We start from the raw sequence: 20,862 nt of genomic DNA, 5'->3' as shown, positions 1-20,862 counted from the left end.
CCGGAGCCCCCGATGACATCCGAACTCGCCCGCAACTTCATCGCCGGCCGCCGCAGCGGCGCCGGCAGCCTCCGCCTGCAAAGCCTCGACGCCAGCACAGGCGAGGCCCTGCCCCGCGAATTCCTCCAGGCCACGCCCGAGGAGGTGGACGCCGCCGCCCTCGCCGCCGAGGCCGCCTTCCCGACCTACAGCAGCCTGTCCGCCGAGCGCCGCGCCGAATTCCTCGACGCCATCGCCGGCGAACTGGAGGCGCTGGGTGACGACTTCGTCGCCACCGTCTGCCGCGAGACCGCCCTGCCGGCCGCGCGCATCCAGGGCGAGCGCGGCCGCACCGCCAACCAGATGCGCCTGTTCGCCAAGGTGCTGCGCCGCGGCGACTTCCTCGGCGCCCGCATCGACCGCGCACAACCCCAGCGCCAGCCGCTGCCGCGCCCGGACCTGCGCCAGTACCGCACCGGCGTCGGCCCGGTGGCGGTGTTCGGCGCCAGCAACTTCCCCCTGGCCTTCTCCACCGCCGGGGGCGATACCGCCGCCGCGCTCGCGGCCGGTTGCCCGGTGGTGGTGAAGGCCCACAGCGGCCACATGGCAACCGCCGAGCTGGTCGGTGAAGCCATCATCCGCGCCGCCGAAGCCACCGGCATGCCGGCCGGGGTGTTCAACATGATCTACGGCGGTGGCGTCGGCGAGGCGCTGGTGAAGCATCCGGCGATCCAGGCCGTGGGCTTCACCGGCTCGCTGAAAGGTGGCCGCGCCCTCTGCGACCTGGCCGCCGCCCGCCCGCAGCCGATCCCGGTGTTCGCCGAGATGAGTAGCATCAACCCGGTACTGGTCCTGCCGGCGGCCCTGCAGGCACGCGGCGAGGCCATCGCCCGCGAGCTGGCCGACTCGGTGGTGGTCGGCTGCGGCCAGTTCTGCACCAACCCCGGGCTGGTCATCGGCATCGCCTCGCCGGCCTTCAGCCTGTTCACCGCCCAGCTGATCGCCGAACTCGGCCAGCGCCCGGCGCAGACCATGCTCAATGCCGGCACCCTGAAGAGCTATGCGAACGGCCTGGCGCGCCTGCACGCCCACCCCGGCGTGCGTCACCTCGCCGGACAGGCACAGGAGGGCCGGCAGGCGCGGCCGCAGCTGTTCCAGTCCGACGCCCGTTTGCTGCTGGAGGGCGATGAGTTGTTGCAGGAGGAAGTCTTCGGCCCCACCACCGTGCTGGTGGAAGTCGCCGACGAGGCCCAGCTACGCCGCGCCCTGGAGGGCCTGCACGGCCAGCTCACCGCGACCCTGATCGCCGAGCCTGCCGACCTCGCCCAGTTCGCCGCGCTGGTGCCGCTGCTGGAACGCAAGGCCGGCCGCCTGCTGCTCAACGGCTACCCGACGGGGGTGGAGGTCTGCGACGCGATGGTCCACGGCGGCCCCTACCCGGCCACCTCCGACGCACGCGGCACCTCGGTGGGCAGTCTGGCCGTCGACCGCTTCCTGCGACCGGTGTGCTACCAGAACTACCCCGACGCGCTGCTGCCCGATGCGCTGAAGGACGCCAATCCGCTGGGCATCGCCCGGCTGGTGGATGGCGAGACGACGCGGGAAGCGCTGTCTCGCTAAGGGTTCGTCGGCGCGGGAGTGAACTGTCGGCCAGTCCCGCGCCGATGCTCAGCCCCGGCCTTGCGCCGGGGCTTTTTTATGCGCGGAGGGATGTGATCTGTGTAGGAGCGGACTCCGTCCGCGACGGGGCCCGACACGGCACAGATCGCGGGCGGAGTCCGCTCCTACGAGATATATCTGCGCTCGGGTCGGCCCTCCCCCTAACCCTCTCCCAGGGGGAGAAGGGACCGTTCGGTGCAGGATGAAACCTACGCGTCAGTCGGCTCGGACTGCCCCCTCTCCCTGAGGGAGAGGGCTGGGGTGAGGGGGATGCATCGGCACGGACTCCCCAGAAGAAGTCAGTTGCTCCCACAAGAGCCACGCCGATATGCCACTCCTACAGGTCCGGCCTCGCCGCGTTATTCCAACAGTCTGCGCAAATCGGCATACAACGAATCGCTGATCTCCACGCCCTCGGCCAGGCTGCGCTTGCGCGCGGCGAAGCGCCGTTGCGACGGCAACCGCGCGCCCATGTCGACGATGGACTCGAACAGAGTCTCCGCCCGCGCCAGGTGCTGCGCGGCGTCTGCGCCGAGGAAGCGCGTGGGGTCGATGGCGATCAGCAGTTCGCCGTGGTACGGCGAGGACTTCGTCCCGGCATCGAACACCGTGGACTCGGCGCTGGTCAGGTCGCCGATCAGGGGCCCTGCGATCAGCTCGACCATGGTCGCCAGCGCCGAGCCCTTGTGTCCGCCGAAGGTCAGCATGGCGCCTTCGAGCACGGCGCTGGGGTCGGTGCTGGGGTTGCCCTCGGCATCGATGCCCCAGCCCAGCGGAATGGCCTTGCCCTCGCGCTCGTGGAGCTGGATTTCCCCGCGCGCCACGACCGTGGTGGCGAAATCGAACACGTACGGATCGCGCTCGCCACGCGGCCAGCCGAAAGCGATGGGGTTGGTGCCGAACAGCGGCCGCGTTCCTCCGGCCGGCGCCACGTACGCCTGGGCCGGCGTGACCGCCAGCGCGACCAGGCCGTGGGCGGTGACCCGCTCGATCTCCACCCAGAGCGCCGAGAAGTGCACGCAATGGTTGACCGCCAGCGCGGCGATGCCCTGGCCGCGGGCCTTCTCCACCAGCTTCGGCAGGCCGAGATCGAAGGCGCACTGCGAGAAGCCGCCCTTGGCATCCACACGCACCAGCGCCGGCGCAGGCTCCGACAGCTGCGGCACCGCATCGCGCGAGACCTTGCCGGCGCGCACCGTGTGGATACAGCCGAGCAGCCGCCAGACGCCGTGGGAAGTGCAACCATCGCGCTCGCCCGCCAGCACGGTGTCGGTCACCGCCTGCACGTGGGGCTCGCTGAAACCATGCCGGCGCAGGATCGCCACCGCCAGTGAACGCAATTCTTCCAGGCTCAGTCGGGCCACGATTCGATTCCCTCTTTCAGTGAATGGAAGCGGAGGCCGCCGGAACGCGCACCCCCACCAGCATCGCTCACAGTGACCGTTCGGCCCGGGCAGCGCTTGACCATATTCCCACTCGCGGAAGACGAATTCAGCACAACAGCGACGAGGGCTGAGCTGCCGCAGACGGGGCCCGGCAACCCGACGTCGCCCCAATGACTCAAGGGAGTTTCAGAATCTTACCCATTGAGTTTTCAAAAAATCTTCCACCCCCCAGAAACGCAATCTCAATCGGATCACAAATTCCAGCAAAGCTCCGTCAGCCGTCGGCCGCCGCCTTTGCGGCTCCCGCAGCCGCCCTACCATCCGATGCGCGAAACCAGCTAGAGCAACAGCGCTTTCGCGGATCGTTCCGGTCAGCAACTGACCCCATTTGATGGAATAGCCCCATGAGCAATAACTCCAGCTCTCTTTACCAAAGAGCATTCTCCGCGAGCCCACTTTACGGCAGCGACGCCTATCCCGCGTCCGCCTACACCTCCTGGCAGCCCGCCGCCCCGCAGCTGCCGCCGGTAACTCAGTTCGAGCCCACCGTAATCCTCGGGGCCCTCGACAGCTCCTCGGGGAACCTGGGCAACGGCCAGACGACCAACATCGCCACCCCCACGCTCTACGGCACCGGCAACCCTGGTGAGACGCTGCATCTGTGGGCCACCGCCGTGGACAACACCGGTCGCATGCTCACCGGTTACTCCCTGGGCGAGACCGTGGTCCAGGCAGATGGCACCTGGCAGTTCAGCGTGCCACAGGTATCCCAGAGCGCCCTCTATGACTTCCAGGTCAGCTCCAGCCAGGGCCAGTCGGCCAACTTCCGGCTGAACATCACTGACGCGCCGGCAGTCGAGCCGGTTCATCGGGAAACCGTCCTCATCGGCGCTACCGACCACCTCGGCCCGGTAACCGGTGAACTGGCCAACGGCGCCACCACCGACGACACGCGCCCGACCTTCCACGGCACCGGTAACCCGGGCGAGCTGATCAACATCAGCGCCGTCGCCATCGGAGCAGATGGCAAGGCCGCCTCGAACATCGTCATCATTGTGGGCACCGCACTGGTCCAGCAGGATGGCACCTGGCAGTTCACACCCGTTCACGCCATCGGCGAAGGCACCTACGACTTCTATGCCGGCCAGGGCAGCACGGGTACCGCTTTCCGCCTGGACATCGACAAATCCTCCGCCGGCTCGCTACCGGTAGAGCCGCAGCCCGAACCGCAACCTCAGCCAGAGCCTCAGCCACAACCCCAGCCTGAGCCCCAACCTGAACCGCAGCCAGAACCGCACCCGCTACCGAGCACCGCCACCATCCTCGGTGCCATCGACCACGTCGGCCCGGTGACCGGTGAACTGGCCAATGGCGCCACCACCGACGACACCCGTCCGACTTTCCACGGCACCGGCACCCCGGGTGACCTGCTCAACGTCAGCGCCGTTACCACGGATGCCAGCGGTCATGCCACGTCGAACGTCATCCTGAACCTGGGAAGCGCCCTCGTTCAGCAGGACGGTACCTGGCAGTTCACCACCCCGTTCGCCATCAAGGAAGGCACCTACGACTTCCACGTCGGCCACGGCGCCACCGAGGGCAACGCCTTCCACCTGGTCATCGACAAGTCCTCGGCACATCTGCTGTCCAGTAGCAACACCTCGCTGCCGCAACTGGGCGACATGCTGGAAATGGGCGCTGGACATCTGGAGATTGATACTCGGCAGAGCAACCACGAGGCTCATTACGCCACGTCGAACGCCCAGTTCGACATGCGTCCGGCCATGCTGGAAGAGCTGAACAACATCAACCTCCACGTGCTCTGAACAACAGCGGCTGCGGCGGCCAACCGGGTCGCCGCCAGCCTGATTGCTTCGCACCCGGCCCCGGGGCCTGGAGGAATTGCCCACCAGGCCCCGGTTTTTTTCCGTCGTGCGGCATTCCCTCACCGTCAACGATACGGTGCTGGCCAGCCTTCGCCACCTTGCCGATGACGGGCCACAACCCACCGCTCAAGCTATTCAGCGACAACGCGCCCCCCTACCTGCCGTTCGTCCGAAGGATCATCCCCACGTTGCTTGGGCCAATCCCAAGCATCAGGTAAACTTCCGCATCTTTGCCTTCTCATAACGATCAGCCTGATGCCCACGACGTTCCACGAGATTCCCCGCGAGCGCCCCGCCACGCCCCTGCTCGACCGCGCCAGCACGCCGGTCGAACTGCGCCGGCTGGGCGAGGCGGAGCTGCTGACCCTCGCTGACGAACTGCGCCAGTACCTCCTGTACAGCGTCGGCCAGACCGGCGGCCACTTCGGCGCCGGGCTCGGCGTGATCGAGCTGACGGTCGCCCTGCACTACGTCTTCGACACCCCGGACGACCGCCTGGTATGGGACGTCGGCCACCAGGCCTACCCGCACAAGATCCTCACCGGCCGCCGCGAGCGCATGGGCACCCTGCGCCAGAAGGACGGCCTGGCCGCCTTCCCGCGCCGCTCGGAGAGCGAGTACGACACCTTCGGCGTCGGCCACTCCAGCACCTCCATCAGCGCGGCCCTGGGCATGGCCATCGCCGCGCGCATGCAGGGTTCGAAGCGCAAGTCGGTGGCGGTGATCGGCGACGGCGCAATGACCGCCGGCATGGCCTTCGAGGCGCTCAACCACGCGTCGGACGTGAAGGCCGACATGCTGGTGATCCTCAACGACAATGACATGTCGATCTCCAAGAACGTCGGCGGCCTGTCCAACTACCTGGCCAAGATCATCTCCAGCCGCACCTATTCGAGCATGCGCGAGGGCAGCAAGAAGATCCTCTCGCGCCTGCCCGGCGCCTGGGAGATCGCGCGCAAGGTCGAGGAACATGCCAAGGGCATGCTGGTCCCCGGCACGCTGTTCGAGGAGCTGGGCTGGAACTACGTCGGCCCTATCGACGGCCACGACCTGCCGACCCTGATCGCCACCCTGCGCAACATGCGCGACCTGGAAGGCCCGCAGTTCCTCCACGTGGTGACCAAGAAGGGCAAGGGCTTCGGCCCGGCCGAGATCGACCCGATCGGCTACCACGCCATCACCAAGCTGGAGCCGATCAAGGCCCCGGCGGAACCGAAGAAGCCGTCCGGGCCCAAGTACTCCAGCGTGTTCGGCCAGTGGCTGTGCGACATGGCCGAACAGGACCCGCGCCTGGTCGGCATCACCCCGGCGATGAAGGAAGGCTCGGACCTGGTGGCCTTCGCCGACAAGTTCCCGGACCGCTACTTCGACGTCGCCATCGCCGAGCAGCATGCCGTGACCCTGGCGGCCGGCATGGCCTGCGATGGCGCCAAACCCGTGGTGGCGATCTACTCCACCTTCCTGCAGCGCGGCTACGACCAGCTGATCCACGATGTCGCGGTGCAGAACCTCGACGTGCTGTTCGCCATCGACCGCGCCGGTCTCGTCGGTGAAGACGGCCCGACCCACGCCGGCAGCTTCGACCTCTCCTACCTGCGCTGCATCCCCGGCATGCTGGTGATGACCCCCAGCGACGAGAACGAACTGCGCAAGCTGCTCACCACCGGCCATCACTTCGAAGGCCCGGCGGCGGTGCGCTACCCGCGTGGCACCGGCCCCAACGCGCCCATCGAGCAGGCGCTGGAACCGGTAGAGATCGGCAAGGGCGTGGTGCGCCGCGAAGGCAAGGCCGGCAAGGTCGCCTTCCTGGTGTTCGGCGTGCAACTGGCCGAGGCGCTGAAAGCTGCCGAGCCGTTCGACGCCACCGTCGCCGACATGCGCTTCGTCAAGCCGCTGGACGAGGCACTGGTGCGCCAACTGGCGGCCAGCCACGACCTGCTGGTGACCATCGAGGAAAACTCGGTGATGGGTGGAGCCGGCGCCGCTGTCAGCGAATTCCTCGCCCGCGAGAACATCCTGCAGCCGATCCTGCACCTGGGCCTGCCGGACTACTATGTGGAGCACGCCAAGCCCGCACAGATGCTCGCCGAATGCGGTCTCGACGCCGTCGGCATCGAATGCTCTGTGGGCGCACGCCTGGCGGCGCTCGGCAACCGCTGAGCGCATCCCTCTCCCGGAGTATTGCCAGTGACGGGCGCACCCTCTAAGGTGCGCCCGTTTTCGTTCGAGGTAACGGGAAGCAGGTGAAAGGCCTGCGCTGCCCCCGCAACGGTAACCGACGCGCTCGTTTGCAGAGCGCAGCATCGCCAGCGCCACTGCAGGAATGCGGGAAGGCGGCGATGTGACGTCGGCAGCCCGGAGACCGCCCTCGAACGCCCCGACAGGTGTTGCGGAGGGCCGCACCGTCAAGTGCGGCCTGCCGCCCTTGCCACGCCCTCCTCGAAAGTCATCCGACCGCTTTTGAGGACGTTCCATGAAACTGACCCGACTCGCCCTGGCCACCGGCCTGCTGCCCGGCCTGGCCTTCGCCGACACCGCCGTTCCGACCGACGATGTCTACGCCCTGCCCGCGCTGGTGATCACCTCCGGCCGCCATGTCCAGCCGCGCGCCCAGGCCACCTCCGCCAACAGCGTGTTCACCCGCCAGCAGATCGAACGCCTGCAGGTGCGCAGCGTACCCGAGCTGCTCGCCCGCGTACCCGGCGTGCAGATGGGCAGCTCCGGCGGCGTGGTCTCCTATTCCGTACGCGGCACCAGCACCGCGCAGACGCTGGTCCTGGTCGATGGCCAGCGCGTCGCCTCGGCCAGCAGCGGCATCGCCCGCCTGGACTACCTGAGCATCGACAATATCGAACGCGTGGAAGTGAGCCGCGGTCCGCGCTCTTCGCTGTACGGCGCCGACGCCATCGGCGGGGTGATCCAGATCTTCACCCGTCGCGGCGAAGCCGGACTGCACCCGGAAGTCCGCCTGGCGGCCGGCAGCCACGGCACCTTCGAGCGCAGCGTGAATCTGTCCGGCGGCGACGAGCGCACCACCTTCAACCTCGGCGGCAGCCTCGACGAGAGCGATGGCTGGGACCGCACCAGCGACAACGTCGGCGCCGACAGCGACGACGACGCCCAGCGCAACAAGGCCGTGCACCTGAACCTCGACCACCGCTTCAGCGAGGACTGGAAGGCCGGCCTGAACCTCAACGACCAGCGCGGCAAGAACGAATACGACGACGCCTACAACTTCGAGCCGGGCTCGCCCCGCGACGAGTTCCGCGTCAGCAGCTACAGCGGCTACCTCGAGGGCCAGCTCAGCGACATCTGGAACAGCCGCCTGGAACTGGGCCGCAGCTTCGACCGCAACAAGGCCGTGGGCGCCGCCGACAGCTGGAACAACGGCACGCTGGAAACCACCCGCCATTCGGCCGGTTGGATCAACCGCCTGCAACTGGACGCCGCCAACCAGCTCGCCCTGGGTGCCGACTGGTACGAGGACCGGGTCGAAGGCAGCACCGAGTTTGCCGAGGACCGGCGCGAGAACCACGCCTTCTTCGCCCAGCACAGCTTCAAGGGCGAATCCTTTGGCACCGAACTGGGCCTGCGCCACGACGACAACCAGGTCTACGGCACCCAGAACAGCTGGAACGCCGCCCTCAGCCTGCCGGTGGGCGACAACCAGACCTGGATCGCCAGCTACGGCGAAGGCTTCCGTGCACCGACCTTCAGCGATCTCTACTACCCCGGCGCCGGCAACCCAAACCTCAAGCCCGAAACGTCGAAGACCTACGAGCTGCAATGGCGCGGCGACTTCTCCGGGACCCACCTGGAGACCTCGCTGTACCGCACCGAAGTCGACGACCTGATCGCCTGGGACAGCACCAGCAACCAGCCGGAGAACATCGCCAAGGCGCGTATCAATGGTTTCGAGGCCAGCGTCGCCCGCGAGGTACTGGGCTGGCAGGCGAACCTGGGCCTGAGCCTGATCGATCCGCGCGACCGCGACACCGGCCACACCCTGCCCACCCGCGCCCGCCGCACCCTGAGCCTGGACCTCGACCGGCAGTTCGGCGCCTATGGCGTCGGCGGCTCCTGGCGCGCGGTCAGCCAGCGCTATGACGACGCGGCCAACACCCGCGAACTGTCCGGCTACGGCGTGCTCGACCTGCGCACCAGCTGGCTGGCCAGCGATGAGATTCGCTTCGACCTGAAGCTGGATAACGCGCTGGACCGCGATTACGCACTGGGCGACTACCTGCGTCCGACCAGCCCGACGGACTACCTGGGCGAGGCCCACCCGTACCGCGAACCGGGCCGCACCGCGCTGCTGGCGGTGACCTGGACGCCGGAGCTGTAAGAGAGCCCCCTAACCCTCTCCCGGAGGGAGAGGGGACTGACAGGGCATCCGGCGAACGCTGTGCCTTCCGGCGACACCAAACGCCTCCCTCTCCCACTGGAGCGGGGCGCGCAGCCAGGGCTGGGGTGAGGGTAAAAAACAGCACACCGATGACAACCGTAGGAGCGGGCCATGCCCGCAATTCGCGGACAAGGTCCGCTCCTACAGAAAACAACGGTGCGGGGATCGGTTCGCGAGCAAGCTCGCTCCTACGAAGAGCAGCTCGGCGTGACCCGATCGATCAGTTCGCTCCGGTTTCTGTAGGAGCGAGCTTGCTCGCGAACCCGCCCGGCAGCGGGCCTAAACCAGAACCCCCGCCATCCGCCCCAACTCCGCGCAATCCCGCGCATGCCAGTCGGTCAGCTCGGGCCAGGGATTCTCCGGCAGGTTCACCAGCGCACTGTGCGCACCAGCCGCGCGCGCGCAGTCGAGGTCAAAGCGGTAGTCGCCGACCATCAACATCCGACCTGGCGTCACGTCCCAGCGTGACGCCAGGCGCAGCAGGCCGTCCGGGCTGGGCTTGGGATCGGCCTCGCCACGGCCGAGAACGTCCTCAGTGAGGAAGCAATCGCCGATGCCGATGGCTGCCAGGGTGATCAGCGCCAGCTCATGGGCATTGCGGGTCAGGATGCCGAGGCGATAGCCCGCGCCGTGCAGCGCACGCACCAGCGCCACCGCGCCGGGCGCGGCGGTGGACGCCACCGCCAGCTCGCGTTCGTGCTCCAGCAGCCAGGCGTGCTTGGCCGCCGCCTCGTCCTCCGGCAATGCCGCGAGATGGGAGAGGATGTCGTGCTCCAGGGGAATGCCCAGGGCCCGCTTGATCGCCGGAAAATCGTGCACCGCCAGGGTCAGGGTGCCGTCCATGTCGAACACCCAGTGGCGGATTTCATCGAGCCTCACGACCAGTCCTCGCGGCGGCGGATCAGGCCTTCCTGGGTCGCCGAAGCGACCAGCTGGCCGTCACGGTTGAACACGCTGCCACGCACGAAGCCACGTCCATTGCCGGCCCACGGGCTGTCGATGGCGTAGAGCAGCCACTCATCCGCGCGCAGGTCGCGATGGAACCACACGGAATGGTCGATGGTGGCGACCTGCATGTCCTTCTGCCACACCGAGCGACCGTGGGGCAGCAGCGAGGTGGTGAGGAAACCGAAGTCCGAGGCGTAGGCGAGGATGTACTTGTGCAGGGCCGGCACGTCCGGCAGCTTGCCGTCGGCGCGCAACCAGAGGTACTTGATCGGCTCGCCGACCTGGGGGTCGTAGGGGTCGTTCTGGGTGACCGGGCGGATCTCGATGGGCTTGGGGTACAGCAGCTTGTCGCGGATGCGCTCGGGGAACTGCTGGGCGCTGCGCTGCTTGAGCTCCAGGTCCGTGGGCAGGTTCTCCGGGCCGACCACGTCGGGCATGGTGATCTGGTGCTCGAAGCCTTCCTCGTCGGTCTGGAATGAGGTGCTCAGGGCGAAGATCGGCTGGCCCTTCTGGATCGCCGTGACGCGGCGGGTGCTGAAGGTGCCGCCGTCACGCACGCGGTCGACCTGATAAACGACCGGCTTGCTCGCATCCCCCGGGCGCAGGAAGTAACCATGCATCGAATGCACATGGCGCGCCGGGTCCACCGTCTGGCTGGCCGCCGACAACGCCTGGCCAAGCACCTGCCCGCCGTAGAGCTGGCGGAACCCGAGGTCCTGGCTCGTGCCACGGAACAGGTTCTCTTCGATCTGTTCCAGGCTCAGCAGAGCCACCAGGTTGTCCAGGATCTGGGTCATGCGCGTTGTTTCCTCAAGTACGGTGTTGCTGAAGTGGGAGACGGCGCGGCACCGGGTAGGCGGGAAGGCTGGTGAGGCGTTCGTCCCATACCGCGCGGCCGATGGTGAAATGATAGAGGCTGACCGGGCAGTCCGAACCCCCGCCCAGCAGTTCTTCCAGCGCCGGATCGAAATAGCAGCCGATGCCGGTGCCCGACAGTCCGGCCGCCTCGGCTTCGAGATAAAGCAGTTGGCCGACCTGCCCGGCTTCCCAGTACAACCGCGGGTAGGTCCAGGCACCGTCGGCCAGGGCAGCGTCGAGATCGGCGAGCATGGCGAAGGCGACGCAGCCGTCGCCGGCGATGTCCTGCCCGCAGGACAGAAACGCCGACAGCCCGCGCGCATCGCCGGACAGCAGGCGGTACAGCGGCACACAGCTCTCCGCCACCGGCTGCCACAGGTAATCCTCACGCAGCCCACCCGGCTCGCGGCCGCTACGGCCCAGCCAGTACAGCCCCGGTTCCAGGCCCTGGACGCGGTGGACGAACAGCAGCAGGTCGATGCGCGTCGGCTCGCCGGTACAGGCGAAGGGCACGGGCGAGCGCTCGGGCAGCAGGCGGCGCAGCCAGGCGTAGAGCAGCTCGGCGTGGATGCCGCTGCGGCCGTCCATGGACTGCGCGCTGCGCCGGCGATGGAGGATCGGGCGCAGCGGCAGGCCGGGGTTATCCACAGCCGGATCGGTTTTCGCGGCGTGCCATTGCCGAGCGGGCAACGAAGGCGCGCGACACAGGTGATGCACGCGCTCCAGCTCCGGCCAATGGCGATAGTCCCGCGACAGGCGATTGGACACGCCGGCCAGCGGCAGTTCGGCAAGGTCTTTGAGCAGGGTCTCGGGCAACGGGAACTCGGCCGCCTGCGCCGGGCCGATCCACAGCAGCGCATCGGCGCTTTCGCGTTCGCTGAAACCTTCACGGTCCAGGCCGATCAGCGCATCCAGCCGCGACTCGGCCACGCCGCGCAGCAAGCGCACCTCCCAACCCTGGATCGCCGCGGCGATGCTCAGGCAGGCCAGCGCGTGGCCAAGGTCGTGATTGCAGTAGCGGTAGGCGCGCTCGCCGTACTTCCAGGCCTCGCGCCAGGGAATGCTGGCCAGCGCCAGCAGGAAACCGCCGGCGGGCAAGGCTGCGTTCAGCTGATCGGCCAGGGGCGCAGGCAGATCGCCGCGCACTTCCAGTACGTGCTCGTCGGCGCTGTAGTGCGCCAGCAGCGCGGCGTTATCCACAGCGCCGGAAGGCAGCAGCAGATAGGCTTCGGTGGGATGCAGGTTGCCGCTGGACGGGTTGACCCGCAGTGCCCAGCGATTGCCGCCGGCCTCTTTCCAGGCCGACAGCGCCAGGCTGTCGTAGAGCAGCTGCGAGACGCTCTGGAGATTCAGCGGCGCCGGCTGGCCGATGGGCCCGGCGAACACTTCGTCGTAGCCGGGCGACTCCTCCTGCGGCCGATGCAGCAGCTCGATGAGACGAGCGCCGGCATAGCGGCGAAACGGCGCCGGCTGCGTCGCCCAGTCGAGCTGGCCGGGGCCGGGGGCGAAGCGCTCCGGACGGTGCCGGCTCAGTTCGTGGTAGGCGCGTACGCCCTCTTCTGGCGTCATATCCGGTCTTCCCGGCGGATTCGGTACAGCACGTGCTGGCGCAATGCGTGGCCTTCCGGCAGGCGTGGATGTTCGAAGTCACCGGTCGCATCGCGGCGCATGCCCAGGCGCTGCATCAGTCCCTGGGACGGCAGGTTGGCCGGCACGGTGAAGGCCACCACTTCATCCAGCCCCAGTCGCTCGAAGGCGAACGCCAGCGCCGCGCGGGCCGCTTCTAGCGCGTACCCCTGACGCCAGTAAGCGGTATTGAAGCGCCAGCCGATTTCCACCGCCGGGGTGAAAGGTGCGTCGAAGGACACTCGCGCCAACCCGAGCACACCGATGAAAGCACCGTCTTCGCGGCGCTCGACGATCCACTGGCCGAAGCCGTGCTCGTCGAAGTGCAGCAGGATGCGCGCAGCCAGCAGGTCGCTGTCCTCACGGCTCATACAGGCGGGGAAATGGCGCATCACCTCGGCGTCGGCGTTCAGCGCGGCGAAAGCGGGCAGATCGGCAGCACGCCAGGGCCGCAGCAGCAGGCGCTCGGTAGTCAGGCTGGGGATATCCATCGACGGGCCTTCGTTTTCATCAGGAGCACCATGATACCCGCAGACATGTCTGACAGACGCAGTCCGTCCGGCAAGCGCAATCGATTCAGCAAAGTCCCGCCCGCTTCTGGTATTTTTGTCGCACCCTCGCTGTCGGTCACTGCCGTGACCCTGCTCCGAGCAGACAGCCGCGCCGCCACGGCGCACCTCGAAAAAGACCAAGGAAACCCCATGACGACCTCCACCACCGGACTGCAGCGCAGTACGGCCCTGGTGCTTTTCGCGCTTGCCGTCGGCGGCTTCGCCATCGGCACCACCGAATTCGCCACCATGAGCCTGCTGCCCTACTTCGCCCCGGCCCTGGGCATCGACGCCCCGACCGCCGGCCATGTGATCAGCGCCTACGCCCTGGGTGTGGTGGTCGGCGCGCCGCTGCTGGCAGTGCTTGGCGCACGCCTGCCCAGGCGCACCCTGCTGGTGCTGCTGATGGCGCTGTTCGCCGTCGGCAACGGCCTCAGCGCCCTGGCGCCGACCTACCACTGGATGCTGCTGTTCCGCTTCATCAGCGGCCTGCCCCACGGCGCCTACTTCGGCATCGCCGCGCTGGTCGCAGCCTCCGTGGTGCCGTCGCACCGGCGCACCGTGGCGGTCGGACGGATGTTCCTCGGCCTCACCGTCGCCACCGTCATCGGCGTGCCGCTGGCCAACTGGCTGAGCCAGGCGGTGGGCTGGCGCTGGAGCTTCGCCCTGGTCGCCGCGCTGGGCGTGCTGACCATGCTCTGCGTGCGCCTGTTCGCGCCCTACTCGCCGGCCGAGCCGGACTCCAGCCCGCTGCGCGAGCTGGGTGCGCTCAAGCGCGGCCAGGTCTGGCTGACCCTGGGGATCGGCGCCATCGGCTTCGGCGGGCTGTTCGCGGTGTACACCTACCTGGCGGACATCCTCGGCGCGGTGACCCAGGTGTCCCCCAGCATCGTGCCGCTGATCATGGCGGTGTTCGGTATCGGCATGACCCTGGGCAACCTGTTCATCCCGGTACTCGCCGACCGTGCCGTGATGCCCACCGCCGGCGGCCTGCTGGTGTGGAGCGCGGTGGTGCTGGCGATATTCCCGTTCACCGCCGGCAACATCTGGACCATCTCGATCTGCGTGTTCTTCGTCGGCTTCGGCGGCGCCCTGGGCACCGTGCTGCAGACCCGCCTGATGGACGTCGCGGAAGACGCCCAGGGCCTGGCGGCGGCGCTGAACCACTCGGCGTTCAACTTCGCCAATGCCCTCGGCCCGTACCTCGGCGGCCTGGCCCTGACGGCCGGCTACGGGTGGACCTCGCCGGGCTGGGTCGGTAGTCTGCTGGCCGTCGGCGGTTTCGTGCTGTGGTCCATTGCGGTAGCCACCAGCCGTAACGCTCAACGCAACCCCGCGCTCTCCAGCGAAGGTTGATTGCACAAGGGCCGGCGCATTGCCGGCCCTTTCGTCTGCGCACCCCGGCGACGTACCCTGTGCTGCATCGCCCCTGCCCCACCGACGCCATGCCGCTGCCCCTGGTCTACCACGACGACTACAGTCCGCCCTTCCCGGACAACCACCGCTTCCCCATGGAGAAGTTCCGCCTGCTGCGCGATCACCTGGTGGACAGCGCCCTGGTGGAAGACGCGCAATTGCTGCGCCCGGAACTCTGCCCGCCGGACATCCTCGCCCTGGCCCACGACCGTGACTACATCGAGCGCTACTGCAGCGGCGAGATGAGCCGCGAGGAACTGCGCCGCCTCGGCCTGCCCTGGAGCGAGGCGCTGGCCCGACGCACCGTGCGGGCGGTCGGCGGCTCGCTGCTGAGCGCGGAGCTGGCCTTGCAGCACGGCCTGGCCTGCCACCTGGCCGGCGGCACGCACCACGCGCATTACGACCACGCCTCGGGCTTCTGCATCTTCAACGACCTGGCGGTGATCAGCCTGTACCTGCTGGAAAGCGGCAAGGCCAGCCGCGTGCTGATCTTCGACTGCGACGTGCACCAGGGCGATGGCACCGCACGCATCCTGGAGAACGTGCCGGACGCGGTCACCGTTTCGCTGCACTGCGAGAAGAACTTCCCGGCGCGCAAGGCCCAGAGCGATTGGGACATTCCCCTGCCGCTGCACCTGGGCGACGCCGAATACCTGCAAGTCGTGCGCGAGGCCCTGGACTACCTGCTGCCGCTGTACCAGCCGGACATCGTGCTCTACGACGCCGGCGTCGACGTGCACAAGGACGACGCCCTGGGCTACCTGCAGCTCACCGACGCTGGCCTTGCAGCCCGCGACGAGCACGTCATCCGCCGTTGCCTTTCCAGCGACATCCCGGTGGTGGGCGTGATCGGCGGCGGCTACGACAAGGACCGCCATGCCCTGGCGCGGCGCCACGGCATCCTGCACCACAGCGCCAGCCGGGTGGCGGCGGAATTTCAGCTCGACCGATAGCGCGAGTTGTTGGTGCACATGCGCGAGGGCAGGCGTTGCTGCTCCCAGCGTGCCAGCTCGTGCTCGGAGAACCCCAGCAGGACCGCCGCGCGCTGCCGGGCATCCGCGCCGAAGACTTTCTCGCAGACGCCCAGCACCTGCTCCGGCACATGGTGCTTGAGCAGTTCCTGGGCTCGCAGCGGGCCCGCGTAGTCCAGATAACGCGGCAGGAAGCGGCTCCAGTTGGTGAACACATAAAGGTTATGCAACGCCACCTGCAGCGAGATGCGTTCGAGCAGCTTCTGCTCGAATTTCAATTTCGACTGCCGAATGTTCTTTTCCAGGCGCACCAGCATGTGCGCCACGGCTTCGTTCAGCAGGTCGCGAATCTCATCGCTGGGCAGCCGCCGAATGACGATATCAACGCCATTGACGCGCACTCGGGTATCGTTGCCCTCGCCCCACAGGTGGGCTTCATGGGCACGGAGGTAATCACGCACTTTCATCGTCAGACAGGACCGTTTTTGCAACCGGTCGGCATGCTGACGGATTCACAAAAGCGCCAGAATTAGGTGCTCTCCTCATCCCTTGTAGGAATTATCGCAATCACCTTCGAGTGAGAACCAGAAAGCAGCACGACGCGCAGCTCCCGTGAATGATTCGCGCCCCAGGGTTGTCCACGGCAACTGTGGAGCAGCCTGTGGATAAGCTGCGGGAAAGCGCGTGCACCTCCGATACGCCCGGCGTTCGGCGGCACTGGCTGGAAAATGTTCAGCCGGCAGGCAAGGCCGCTGCGCTAGAATTGCGCCCCGATCGCACCTTCCCGCCTGGCCACCGCATGACCCACACCCCCGCCCCCGCTCCCCGTACCGCCGCCATCATCGGCGGAGGCCCCGCCGGCCTCCTGGCCGCCGAAGTCCTGGCCGGCGCCGGCGTGAAGGTCGAGCTGTTCGACGCCATGCCCTCGGTCGGGCGCAAGTTCCTGCTGGCCGGCGTGGGTGGCATGAACATCACCCATTCGGAGGCACGCGAGCCTTTCCTGTCGCGCTATGGGCAGCGCGCCGCGAGCCTGGCGCCACTGATCGATGCCTTCGACAACCAGGCGCTCTGCCAGTGGATTCATGGCCTGGGCATCGACACCTTCGTCGGCACCTCCGGCCGCGTGTTCCCTACCGACATGAAGGCCGCGCCGCTGCTGCGCGCCTGGCTCAAGCGCCTGCGCGAGGCCGGCGTGGTTATCCACACCCGCCACCGCTGGCTCGGCTGGGGCGCCGATGGCGCCCTGCTGATCGACAGCCCGGAAGGCCACCAGCGCATCACTGCGGACGTCACCGTGCTCGCCCTGGGTGGCGGCAGCTGGCAGCGCCTGGGCTCCGACGGCGCCTGGGTGCCGATGCTGGCCGAGCGCGCGGTGGATATCTCGCCATTGCGCCCAGCCAACTGCGGCTTCGAGGTAGAGGGCTGGAGTGAGTTCTTCAGCGACAAGTTCGCTGGCGCGCCGGTCAAGCCGGTGGCCTTGTCCGTGGCAGGCGGCGAACCTCGCCAGGGCGAATTCGTGGTCACCGCCGGCGGCATCGAAGGCAGCCTGGTCTATGCGCTGTCCGCCGCGATCCGCGAACGCATCGAACAACACGGCAGCGCCACGGTGCATCTCGACCTGCTGCCCAACCGCAGCCTGGAGCAGGTCGCCAAGGCCGTTGCCCAGCCGCGCGGCTCCAAGTCCATGGCCAACCACCTGCGCGGTCGCCTTGGCCTGGACGGCGTACGCGCCGGGCTGCTGCGGGAGTTGTCCACAGCCGCCGACTATGCCGACCCGCAGCGGCTCGCCGCGCTGATCAAGGCATTGCCACTGACCGTGGTGCGCCCCCGTCCGCTGGACGAAGCCATCAGCAGCGCCGGCGGCGTGACCTTCGAAGCGCTGGACGAGAACCTGATGCTCAAGGCGCTGCCGGGCGTATTCTGCGCCGGCGAAATGCTCGACTGGGAAGCCCCCACCGGCGGCTACCTGCTCACCGCCTGCTTCGCCAGCGGTCGCGCCGCCGGCCTCGGCGCCCTGCATTGGTTGCAGCGGAAGCACTGAACACTGCACAACTGGAACGACAGTGCTAGATTGCAGATTCCCGCTCAGGAGTCGTCTGCATGTCACTGACCTTCCGCCGTGCCCGTCCCGATGATGTCGACGCCGCCATCCCGCTGATCTACAGCTCCGGCCCCGACGCCTTCGACTACGCCTTCGCCCGCCCCGGCCGCAACAGCGCCCAGGACTTCCTGCGCTATGCCTTCCTCCAGGGCGGCGGCCAGTTCGGCTGGCGCCAGCACTGGGTCGGCGAACGGGACGGCGAAGTGGTGGCGGCGGGAACCGTGTTCGGCGGCGAAGTGAACCTCGGCTACATGCTCGCGGCCACCCGGCAGATCCTCGGCTACTTCGGGCTCGCCTCGCCAAGGGTGATAGTCCGTGGCCTGCAACTGGAGCGGATCATATGCCCGCCCCCGCGGCGCACGCTGTACCTGGCGCACCTGGGCGTCACCCCGGACCGGCGCGGCGAAGGACTGGGCAGTCAGTTGATCGACCATTTCCTGCGCCATGGCCGCCACCTCGGCGTGCCGATGGCGGCGCTGGATGTCTCGGTGGCCAATCCCAAGGCCCAGGCGCTCTACGAGCGTTTTGGCTTCAGCGTGCAGGTCGAGCGCATCTCGACGCTTCCCGGCGTTTCCAGCCACCGCTACATGCAGCGGCCGCTGTGAGCCGCCCTTCGGGCCTGATCAAGGGCATGACCCGCTTACAGGGGAAATCGGCTTTTCGTAGGAGCGAGCTTGCTCGCGAACACAGCCTCCCGGCCACTCAAGTGTTCCGCACCAACCTTGTTCGCGAGCAAGCTCGCTCCTACAGGCAAGACACCTACTTCAAGTACCAGCCCCAGGGCTGATCCGAGATGTACTCGGTCACCTGCTTCACCTCCAGGTAGTTCTCCAGCCCCCACACGCCCAGCTCGCGGCCTATGCCGCTCTGCTTCATGCCGCCCCAGGGCGCCTGGGTGAAGGTCGGTTGCGAGCAGTTGACCCAGACGATCCCCGCGCGCAGCCCGTCGGCCACCCGTGCGGCGCGCTGCGGATCACCCGACATCACCGCGCCGGCCAGGCCGAAGCGGCTGTCGTTGGCCAGGCGCAGGGCCTCTGCTTCCGTCCTGAAGCGCTTCACACAAAGCACCGGGCCGAAGATTTCCTCGCGCCAGATCAGCGCATCCTCCGCTGGCTCGTCGAAGATCGCCGGCTCCATGAACCAGCCCGGCTCCAGCCCCGCCGGGCGCTTTCCGCCGGTGAGCAGCCGGGCGCCAGCGGCGCGGCCCTTCTCGACGAAGCCGAGCACCTTCTCGTGCTGTCCCTGGCTGACCAGCGGACCGAGCAGCACACCCGGCTCCAGGCCGTTGCCGATGGTGATGGCGCGGGTCGCTTCCACCAGGCGCTCGATCAGGCGCGGCGCTATGCCCTCCTGCACCAGCAGGCGCGAGGTGGCGCTGCACACCTGGCCCTGGTTCCAGAAGATGCCGAAGAGGATCCACTCCACCGCCGCCTCGACGTCACTGTCGTCGAAGACGATGAAGGCCGATTTGCCGCCCAGCTCCAGGCTGACGTTCTTGATGTCCTGGGCCGCCGCCGACATGATCCGCGAACCGGTCGGCACGCTGCCGGTGAACGCCAGCTTGTCCACGCCCGGATGCTGGCTCAGTGGCCCGCCGGCCTCCGCGCCAAGGCCCGGCAGCACATTCAGCACTCCCGCCGGCAGGCCCACGGCATCCGCCGCCGCTGCCAGTTCCAGGGCGCTCAGCGGCGTCAGCTCGGACGGCTTGAGCACGCAGGTGGCGCCCGCCGCCAGGGCCGGCGCGACCTTCCACGAAGCCATCAGCAACGGGTAATTCCACGGAATGATCTGCCCCGCTACGCCCACCGGCTCCTGGCGGATGCGGCAGCGGAAGCGCTCGTCGGGCAGCGCCAGCAGCTGGTCCTGGCGCTCGTCCAGCTCCCGCGCCAGCTCCGCGTAGTAGCGGAAGCAGCCGATGGCGTCGGCCACGTCCCACTGCGCCTCAGGCAGCGGCTTGCCGTTGTCGCGCACCTCCAGTTCGGCCAGTGAGTCTTGGTTGCGCTCAAGCTCGCCGGCCAGCGCCTCCAGCCACTCGGCACGCTCGGCGCCCCGGCTCTGGCCCCAGCCGCGATTGAACGCGGTGCGCGCCGCTCGCACGGCGTGGTCGACGTCTTCCTCGGTGGCCGCCGGCACTTCGCGCAGGGGCTGGCCGGTGGCCGGGTCGAAGCTGGTGAAGCGACCGCCCAGGTCCGGCCTGACCCACTGCCCGTTGATGTAGAGCTGGTCACGCATGCTCGCGTCTCCTTGAAGTCGGCCCTCAGGCGGCCTGAACGCCGGTGCGGCGGTTCTGCAGGTAGCGGGAGGTGAACAGCAGCGCCAGCGAGGCGCAGATGATCACCGTGGAGATGGCGTTGATCTCCGGCGTGATGCCCCGGCGGATCGACGAGAAGATGTAGATCGGCAGCGTGGTCTCGGAGCCGGCGACGAAGAAGGCGATGATGAAATCGTCGAAGCTGAAGGTGAACGCCAGCAGGAAGCCGGCGAGGATCGCCGGGGCGATCTGCGGCAGGGTCACGCGCCAGAAGGTATCCAGCGGCGGCGCGTAGAGGTCGGCGGAGGCTTCCAGCAGCGACTTGTCCATCGCCTCGACGCGGGTGCGGACGATCACCATCACCAGCGCCATGGTGAACAGCGAGTGCGCCGCCACCACGGTGCCGAAGCCCATGTTGAGTTTCGGCAGGCCGATGTCCAGCAGCGCCAACAGCGGGTTGAGCACGTCGAACAGGGTGATGAAGGCGATCAGCGTAGCGATGCCGATGACGATGCCCGGCACGATGATCGCGCAGTAGGTCAGCGCGTCGAACAGCAGGCGCACGCGCTTGCCGACCCGCTGCAGGCCGAACACCGCGAGGGTGCCGAACAGCGTGGCGATCAGCGCCGAGCAGGTGGCGATCATCGCGCTGTTGCCCAGCGCCTCCATGATGAACGGGTTGCCGAAGGCACGGCCGAACCACTGCACCGAGCAGCACTGGAAGCTCAGCCCGCTGCGCCCGGCGTTGAAGGCGAAGAGCATGATCAGCGCGATGGGCGCATAGAGGAACAGGTAGACCGAGGTGGAGTAACTGCGCAGCCACATG

The 20,862-nt window shown here is 68.0% G+C and carries 16 protein-coding genes and 1 riboswitch; of the genes, 8 read left to right on the top strand and 8 right to left on the bottom strand.

Features of this window, described 5'->3' with window-relative positions:
• The first annotated feature begins 12 nt into the window (after positions 1-12).
• Positions 13-1,599, top strand: a complete 1,587-nt coding sequence (locus ACNFBT_RS14550) for an aldehyde dehydrogenase (NADP(+)) (RefSeq protein ID WP_416750391.1) — start codon at positions 13-15, stop codon at positions 1,597-1,599.
• Between the two features lie 398 nt (positions 1,600-1,997).
• Here ACNFBT_RS14550 and ACNFBT_RS14545 read toward each other — a convergent pair whose 3' ends face one another.
• Positions 1,998-3,002: an Ldh family oxidoreductase gene (locus tag ACNFBT_RS14545; RefSeq protein WP_416750389.1), complete on the bottom strand. Its 1,005-nt coding sequence runs from the start codon at positions 3,000-3,002 to the stop codon at positions 1,998-2,000.
• Between the two features lie 425 nt (positions 3,003-3,427).
• On the opposite strand from ACNFBT_RS14545, the gene ACNFBT_RS14540 reads away from it, so the two are divergent.
• From ACNFBT_RS14540 to ACNFBT_RS14530, 3 genes are all read left to right on the top strand, one after another.
• The gene (locus ACNFBT_RS14540; protein WP_416750387.1) at positions 3,428-4,849 is read left to right on the top strand and encodes an Ig-like domain-containing protein; all 1,422 of its coding nucleotides are present in this window, start codon (positions 3,428-3,430) and stop codon (positions 4,847-4,849) included.
• Between the two features lie 315 nt (positions 4,850-5,164).
• The gene (dxs, locus tag ACNFBT_RS14535) at positions 5,165-7,069 is read left to right on the top strand and encodes a 1-deoxy-D-xylulose-5-phosphate synthase (RefSeq protein ID WP_416750385.1); all 1,905 of its coding nucleotides are present in this window, start codon (positions 5,165-5,167) and stop codon (positions 7,067-7,069) included.
• Positions 7,070-7,097: 28 nt separating this feature from the next.
• Positions 7,098-7,295: riboswitch (cobalamin riboswitch) on the top strand.
• Positions 7,296-7,382: 87 nt separating this feature from the next.
• A complete protein-coding gene (locus ACNFBT_RS14530) occupies positions 7,383-9,254 on the top strand; it encodes a TonB-dependent receptor domain-containing protein (RefSeq protein ID WP_416750383.1) in 1,872 nt (623 codons plus the stop codon).
• Between the two features lie 339 nt (positions 9,255-9,593).
• Here the strand turns inward: ACNFBT_RS14530 and ACNFBT_RS14525 are convergent, their stop codons facing one another.
• Genes ACNFBT_RS14525 through ACNFBT_RS14510 form a run of 4 tightly spaced genes read right to left on the bottom strand, consistent with a single transcriptional unit; the run spans position 9,594 to position 13,237 of the window.
• The gene (locus ACNFBT_RS14525; RefSeq protein ID WP_416750666.1) at positions 9,594-10,157 is read right to left on the bottom strand and encodes an HAD family hydrolase; all 564 of its coding nucleotides are present in this window, start codon (positions 10,155-10,157) and stop codon (positions 9,594-9,596) included.
• Between the two features lie 32 nt (positions 10,158-10,189).
• Positions 10,190-11,059: an acyl-CoA thioesterase II gene (tesB, locus tag ACNFBT_RS14520; RefSeq protein WP_416750381.1), complete on the bottom strand. Its 870-nt coding sequence runs from the start codon at positions 11,057-11,059 to the stop codon at positions 10,190-10,192.
• Between the two features lie 13 nt (positions 11,060-11,072).
• Positions 11,073-12,689, bottom strand: a complete 1,617-nt coding sequence (locus ACNFBT_RS14515; protein WP_416750379.1) for a nitroreductase family protein — start codon at positions 12,687-12,689, stop codon at positions 11,073-11,075.
• The gene (locus ACNFBT_RS14510; protein WP_416750377.1) at positions 12,686-13,237 is read right to left on the bottom strand and encodes a GNAT family N-acetyltransferase; all 552 of its coding nucleotides are present in this window, start codon (positions 13,235-13,237) and stop codon (positions 12,686-12,688) included. The genes ACNFBT_RS14515 and ACNFBT_RS14510 overlap by 4 nt, the downstream gene beginning before the upstream one ends.
• Positions 13,238-13,447: 210 nt before the next feature.
• Here ACNFBT_RS14510 and ACNFBT_RS14505 point away from each other — a divergent pair, with 210 nt between their 5' ends.
• Both ACNFBT_RS14505 and ACNFBT_RS14500 read left to right on the top strand, forming a co-directional pair.
• On the top strand, positions 13,448-14,653 hold the full coding sequence (locus ACNFBT_RS14505) for an MFS transporter (RefSeq protein ID WP_416750375.1): 1,206 nt from the start codon (positions 13,448-13,450) through the stop codon (positions 14,651-14,653).
• Positions 14,654-14,742: 89 nt separating this feature from the next.
• Positions 14,743-15,666 (top strand): histone deacetylase, encoded by a 924-nt coding sequence (locus ACNFBT_RS14500; protein WP_416750664.1) that lies wholly within the window; start codon positions 14,743-14,745, stop codon positions 15,664-15,666.
• Here ACNFBT_RS14500 and ACNFBT_RS14495 read toward each other — a convergent pair.
• On the bottom strand, positions 15,651-16,151 hold the full coding sequence (locus ACNFBT_RS14495; RefSeq protein WP_416750373.1) for a hypothetical protein: 501 nt from the start codon (positions 16,149-16,151) through the stop codon (positions 15,651-15,653). The genes ACNFBT_RS14500 and ACNFBT_RS14495 overlap by 16 nt on opposite strands.
• A gap of 332 nt (positions 16,152-16,483) precedes the next feature.
• Between ACNFBT_RS14495 and ACNFBT_RS14490 the strand changes: the two genes are divergently transcribed.
• Complete coding sequence (locus tag ACNFBT_RS14490) at positions 16,484-17,725, top strand: TIGR03862 family flavoprotein (RefSeq protein WP_416750371.1); 1,242 nt, start codon at positions 16,484-16,486, stop codon at positions 17,723-17,725.
• A gap of 59 nt (positions 17,726-17,784) precedes the next feature.
• Entirely contained in the window at positions 17,785-18,390 is a 606-nt protein-coding gene (locus ACNFBT_RS14485) for a GNAT family N-acetyltransferase (protein WP_416750369.1), read from the top strand.
• 154 nt (positions 18,391-18,544) lie between these two features.
• Here the strand turns inward: ACNFBT_RS14485 and ACNFBT_RS14480 are convergent, their stop codons facing one another.
• Both ACNFBT_RS14480 and ACNFBT_RS14475 read right to left on the bottom strand, forming a co-directional pair.
• Positions 18,545-20,017: an aldehyde dehydrogenase family protein gene (locus tag ACNFBT_RS14480; protein WP_416750368.1), complete on the bottom strand. Its 1,473-nt coding sequence runs from the start codon at positions 20,015-20,017 to the stop codon at positions 18,545-18,547.
• A gap of 25 nt (positions 20,018-20,042) precedes the next feature.
• Entirely contained in the window at positions 20,043-20,861 is an 819-nt protein-coding gene (locus ACNFBT_RS14475) for an ABC transporter permease (protein WP_371233077.1), read from the bottom strand.
• Between the last annotated feature and the right edge of the window lies 1 nt (position 20,862).

This window comes from Pseudomonas sp. NY15181 (genome assembly GCF_048068055.1).
GTDB lineage: Bacteria > Pseudomonadota > Gammaproteobacteria > Pseudomonadales > Pseudomonadaceae > Pseudomonas.
This window is presented reverse-complemented; position numbering and strand designations above follow the sequence as displayed.

Bases quoted from the DNA above. Each gene is read 5' to 3' on its own strand.
- ACNFBT_RS14550 (WP_416750391.1), top strand. From the start codon at position 13: ATGACATCCGAACTCGCCCGCAACTTCATCGCCGGCCGCCGCAGCGGC.
- ACNFBT_RS14540 (WP_416750387.1), top strand. From the start codon at position 3,428: ATGAGCAATAACTCCAGCTCTCTTTACCAAAGAGCATTCTCCGCGAGC.
- dxs (WP_416750385.1), top strand. From the start codon at position 5,165: ATGCCCACGACGTTCCACGAGATTCCCCGCGAGCGCCCCGCCACGCCC.
- ACNFBT_RS14530 (WP_416750383.1), top strand. From the start codon at position 7,383: ATGAAACTGACCCGACTCGCCCTGGCCACCGGCCTGCTGCCCGGCCTG.
- ACNFBT_RS14525 (WP_416750666.1), bottom strand. From the start codon at position 10,157: ATGGACGGCACCCTGACCCTGGCGGTGCACGATTTTCCGGCGATCAAG.
- tesB (WP_416750381.1), bottom strand. From the start codon at position 11,059: ATGACCCAGATCCTGGACAACCTGGTGGCTCTGCTGAGCCTGGAACAG.
- ACNFBT_RS14515 (WP_416750379.1), bottom strand. From the start codon at position 12,689: ATGACGCCAGAAGAGGGCGTACGCGCCTACCACGAACTGAGCCGGCAC.
- ACNFBT_RS14510 (WP_416750377.1), bottom strand. From the start codon at position 13,237: ATGGATATCCCCAGCCTGACTACCGAGCGCCTGCTGCTGCGGCCCTGG.
- ACNFBT_RS14505 (WP_416750375.1), top strand. From the start codon at position 13,448: ATGACGACCTCCACCACCGGACTGCAGCGCAGTACGGCCCTGGTGCTT.
- ACNFBT_RS14500 (WP_416750664.1), top strand. From the start codon at position 14,743: ATGCCGCTGCCCCTGGTCTACCACGACGACTACAGTCCGCCCTTCCCG.
- ACNFBT_RS14495 (WP_416750373.1), bottom strand. From the start codon at position 16,151: ATGAAAGTGCGTGATTACCTCCGTGCCCATGAAGCCCACCTGTGGGGC.
- ACNFBT_RS14490 (WP_416750371.1), top strand. From the start codon at position 16,484: ATGACCCACACCCCCGCCCCCGCTCCCCGTACCGCCGCCATCATCGGC.
- ACNFBT_RS14485 (WP_416750369.1), top strand. From the start codon at position 17,785: ATGTCACTGACCTTCCGCCGTGCCCGTCCCGATGATGTCGACGCCGCC.
- ACNFBT_RS14480 (WP_416750368.1), bottom strand. From the start codon at position 20,017: ATGCGTGACCAGCTCTACATCAACGGGCAGTGGGTCAGGCCGGACCTG.
- ACNFBT_RS14475 (WP_371233077.1), bottom strand. From the start codon at position 20,861: ATGTGGCTGCGCAGTTACTCCACCTCGGTCTACCTGTTCCTCTATGCG.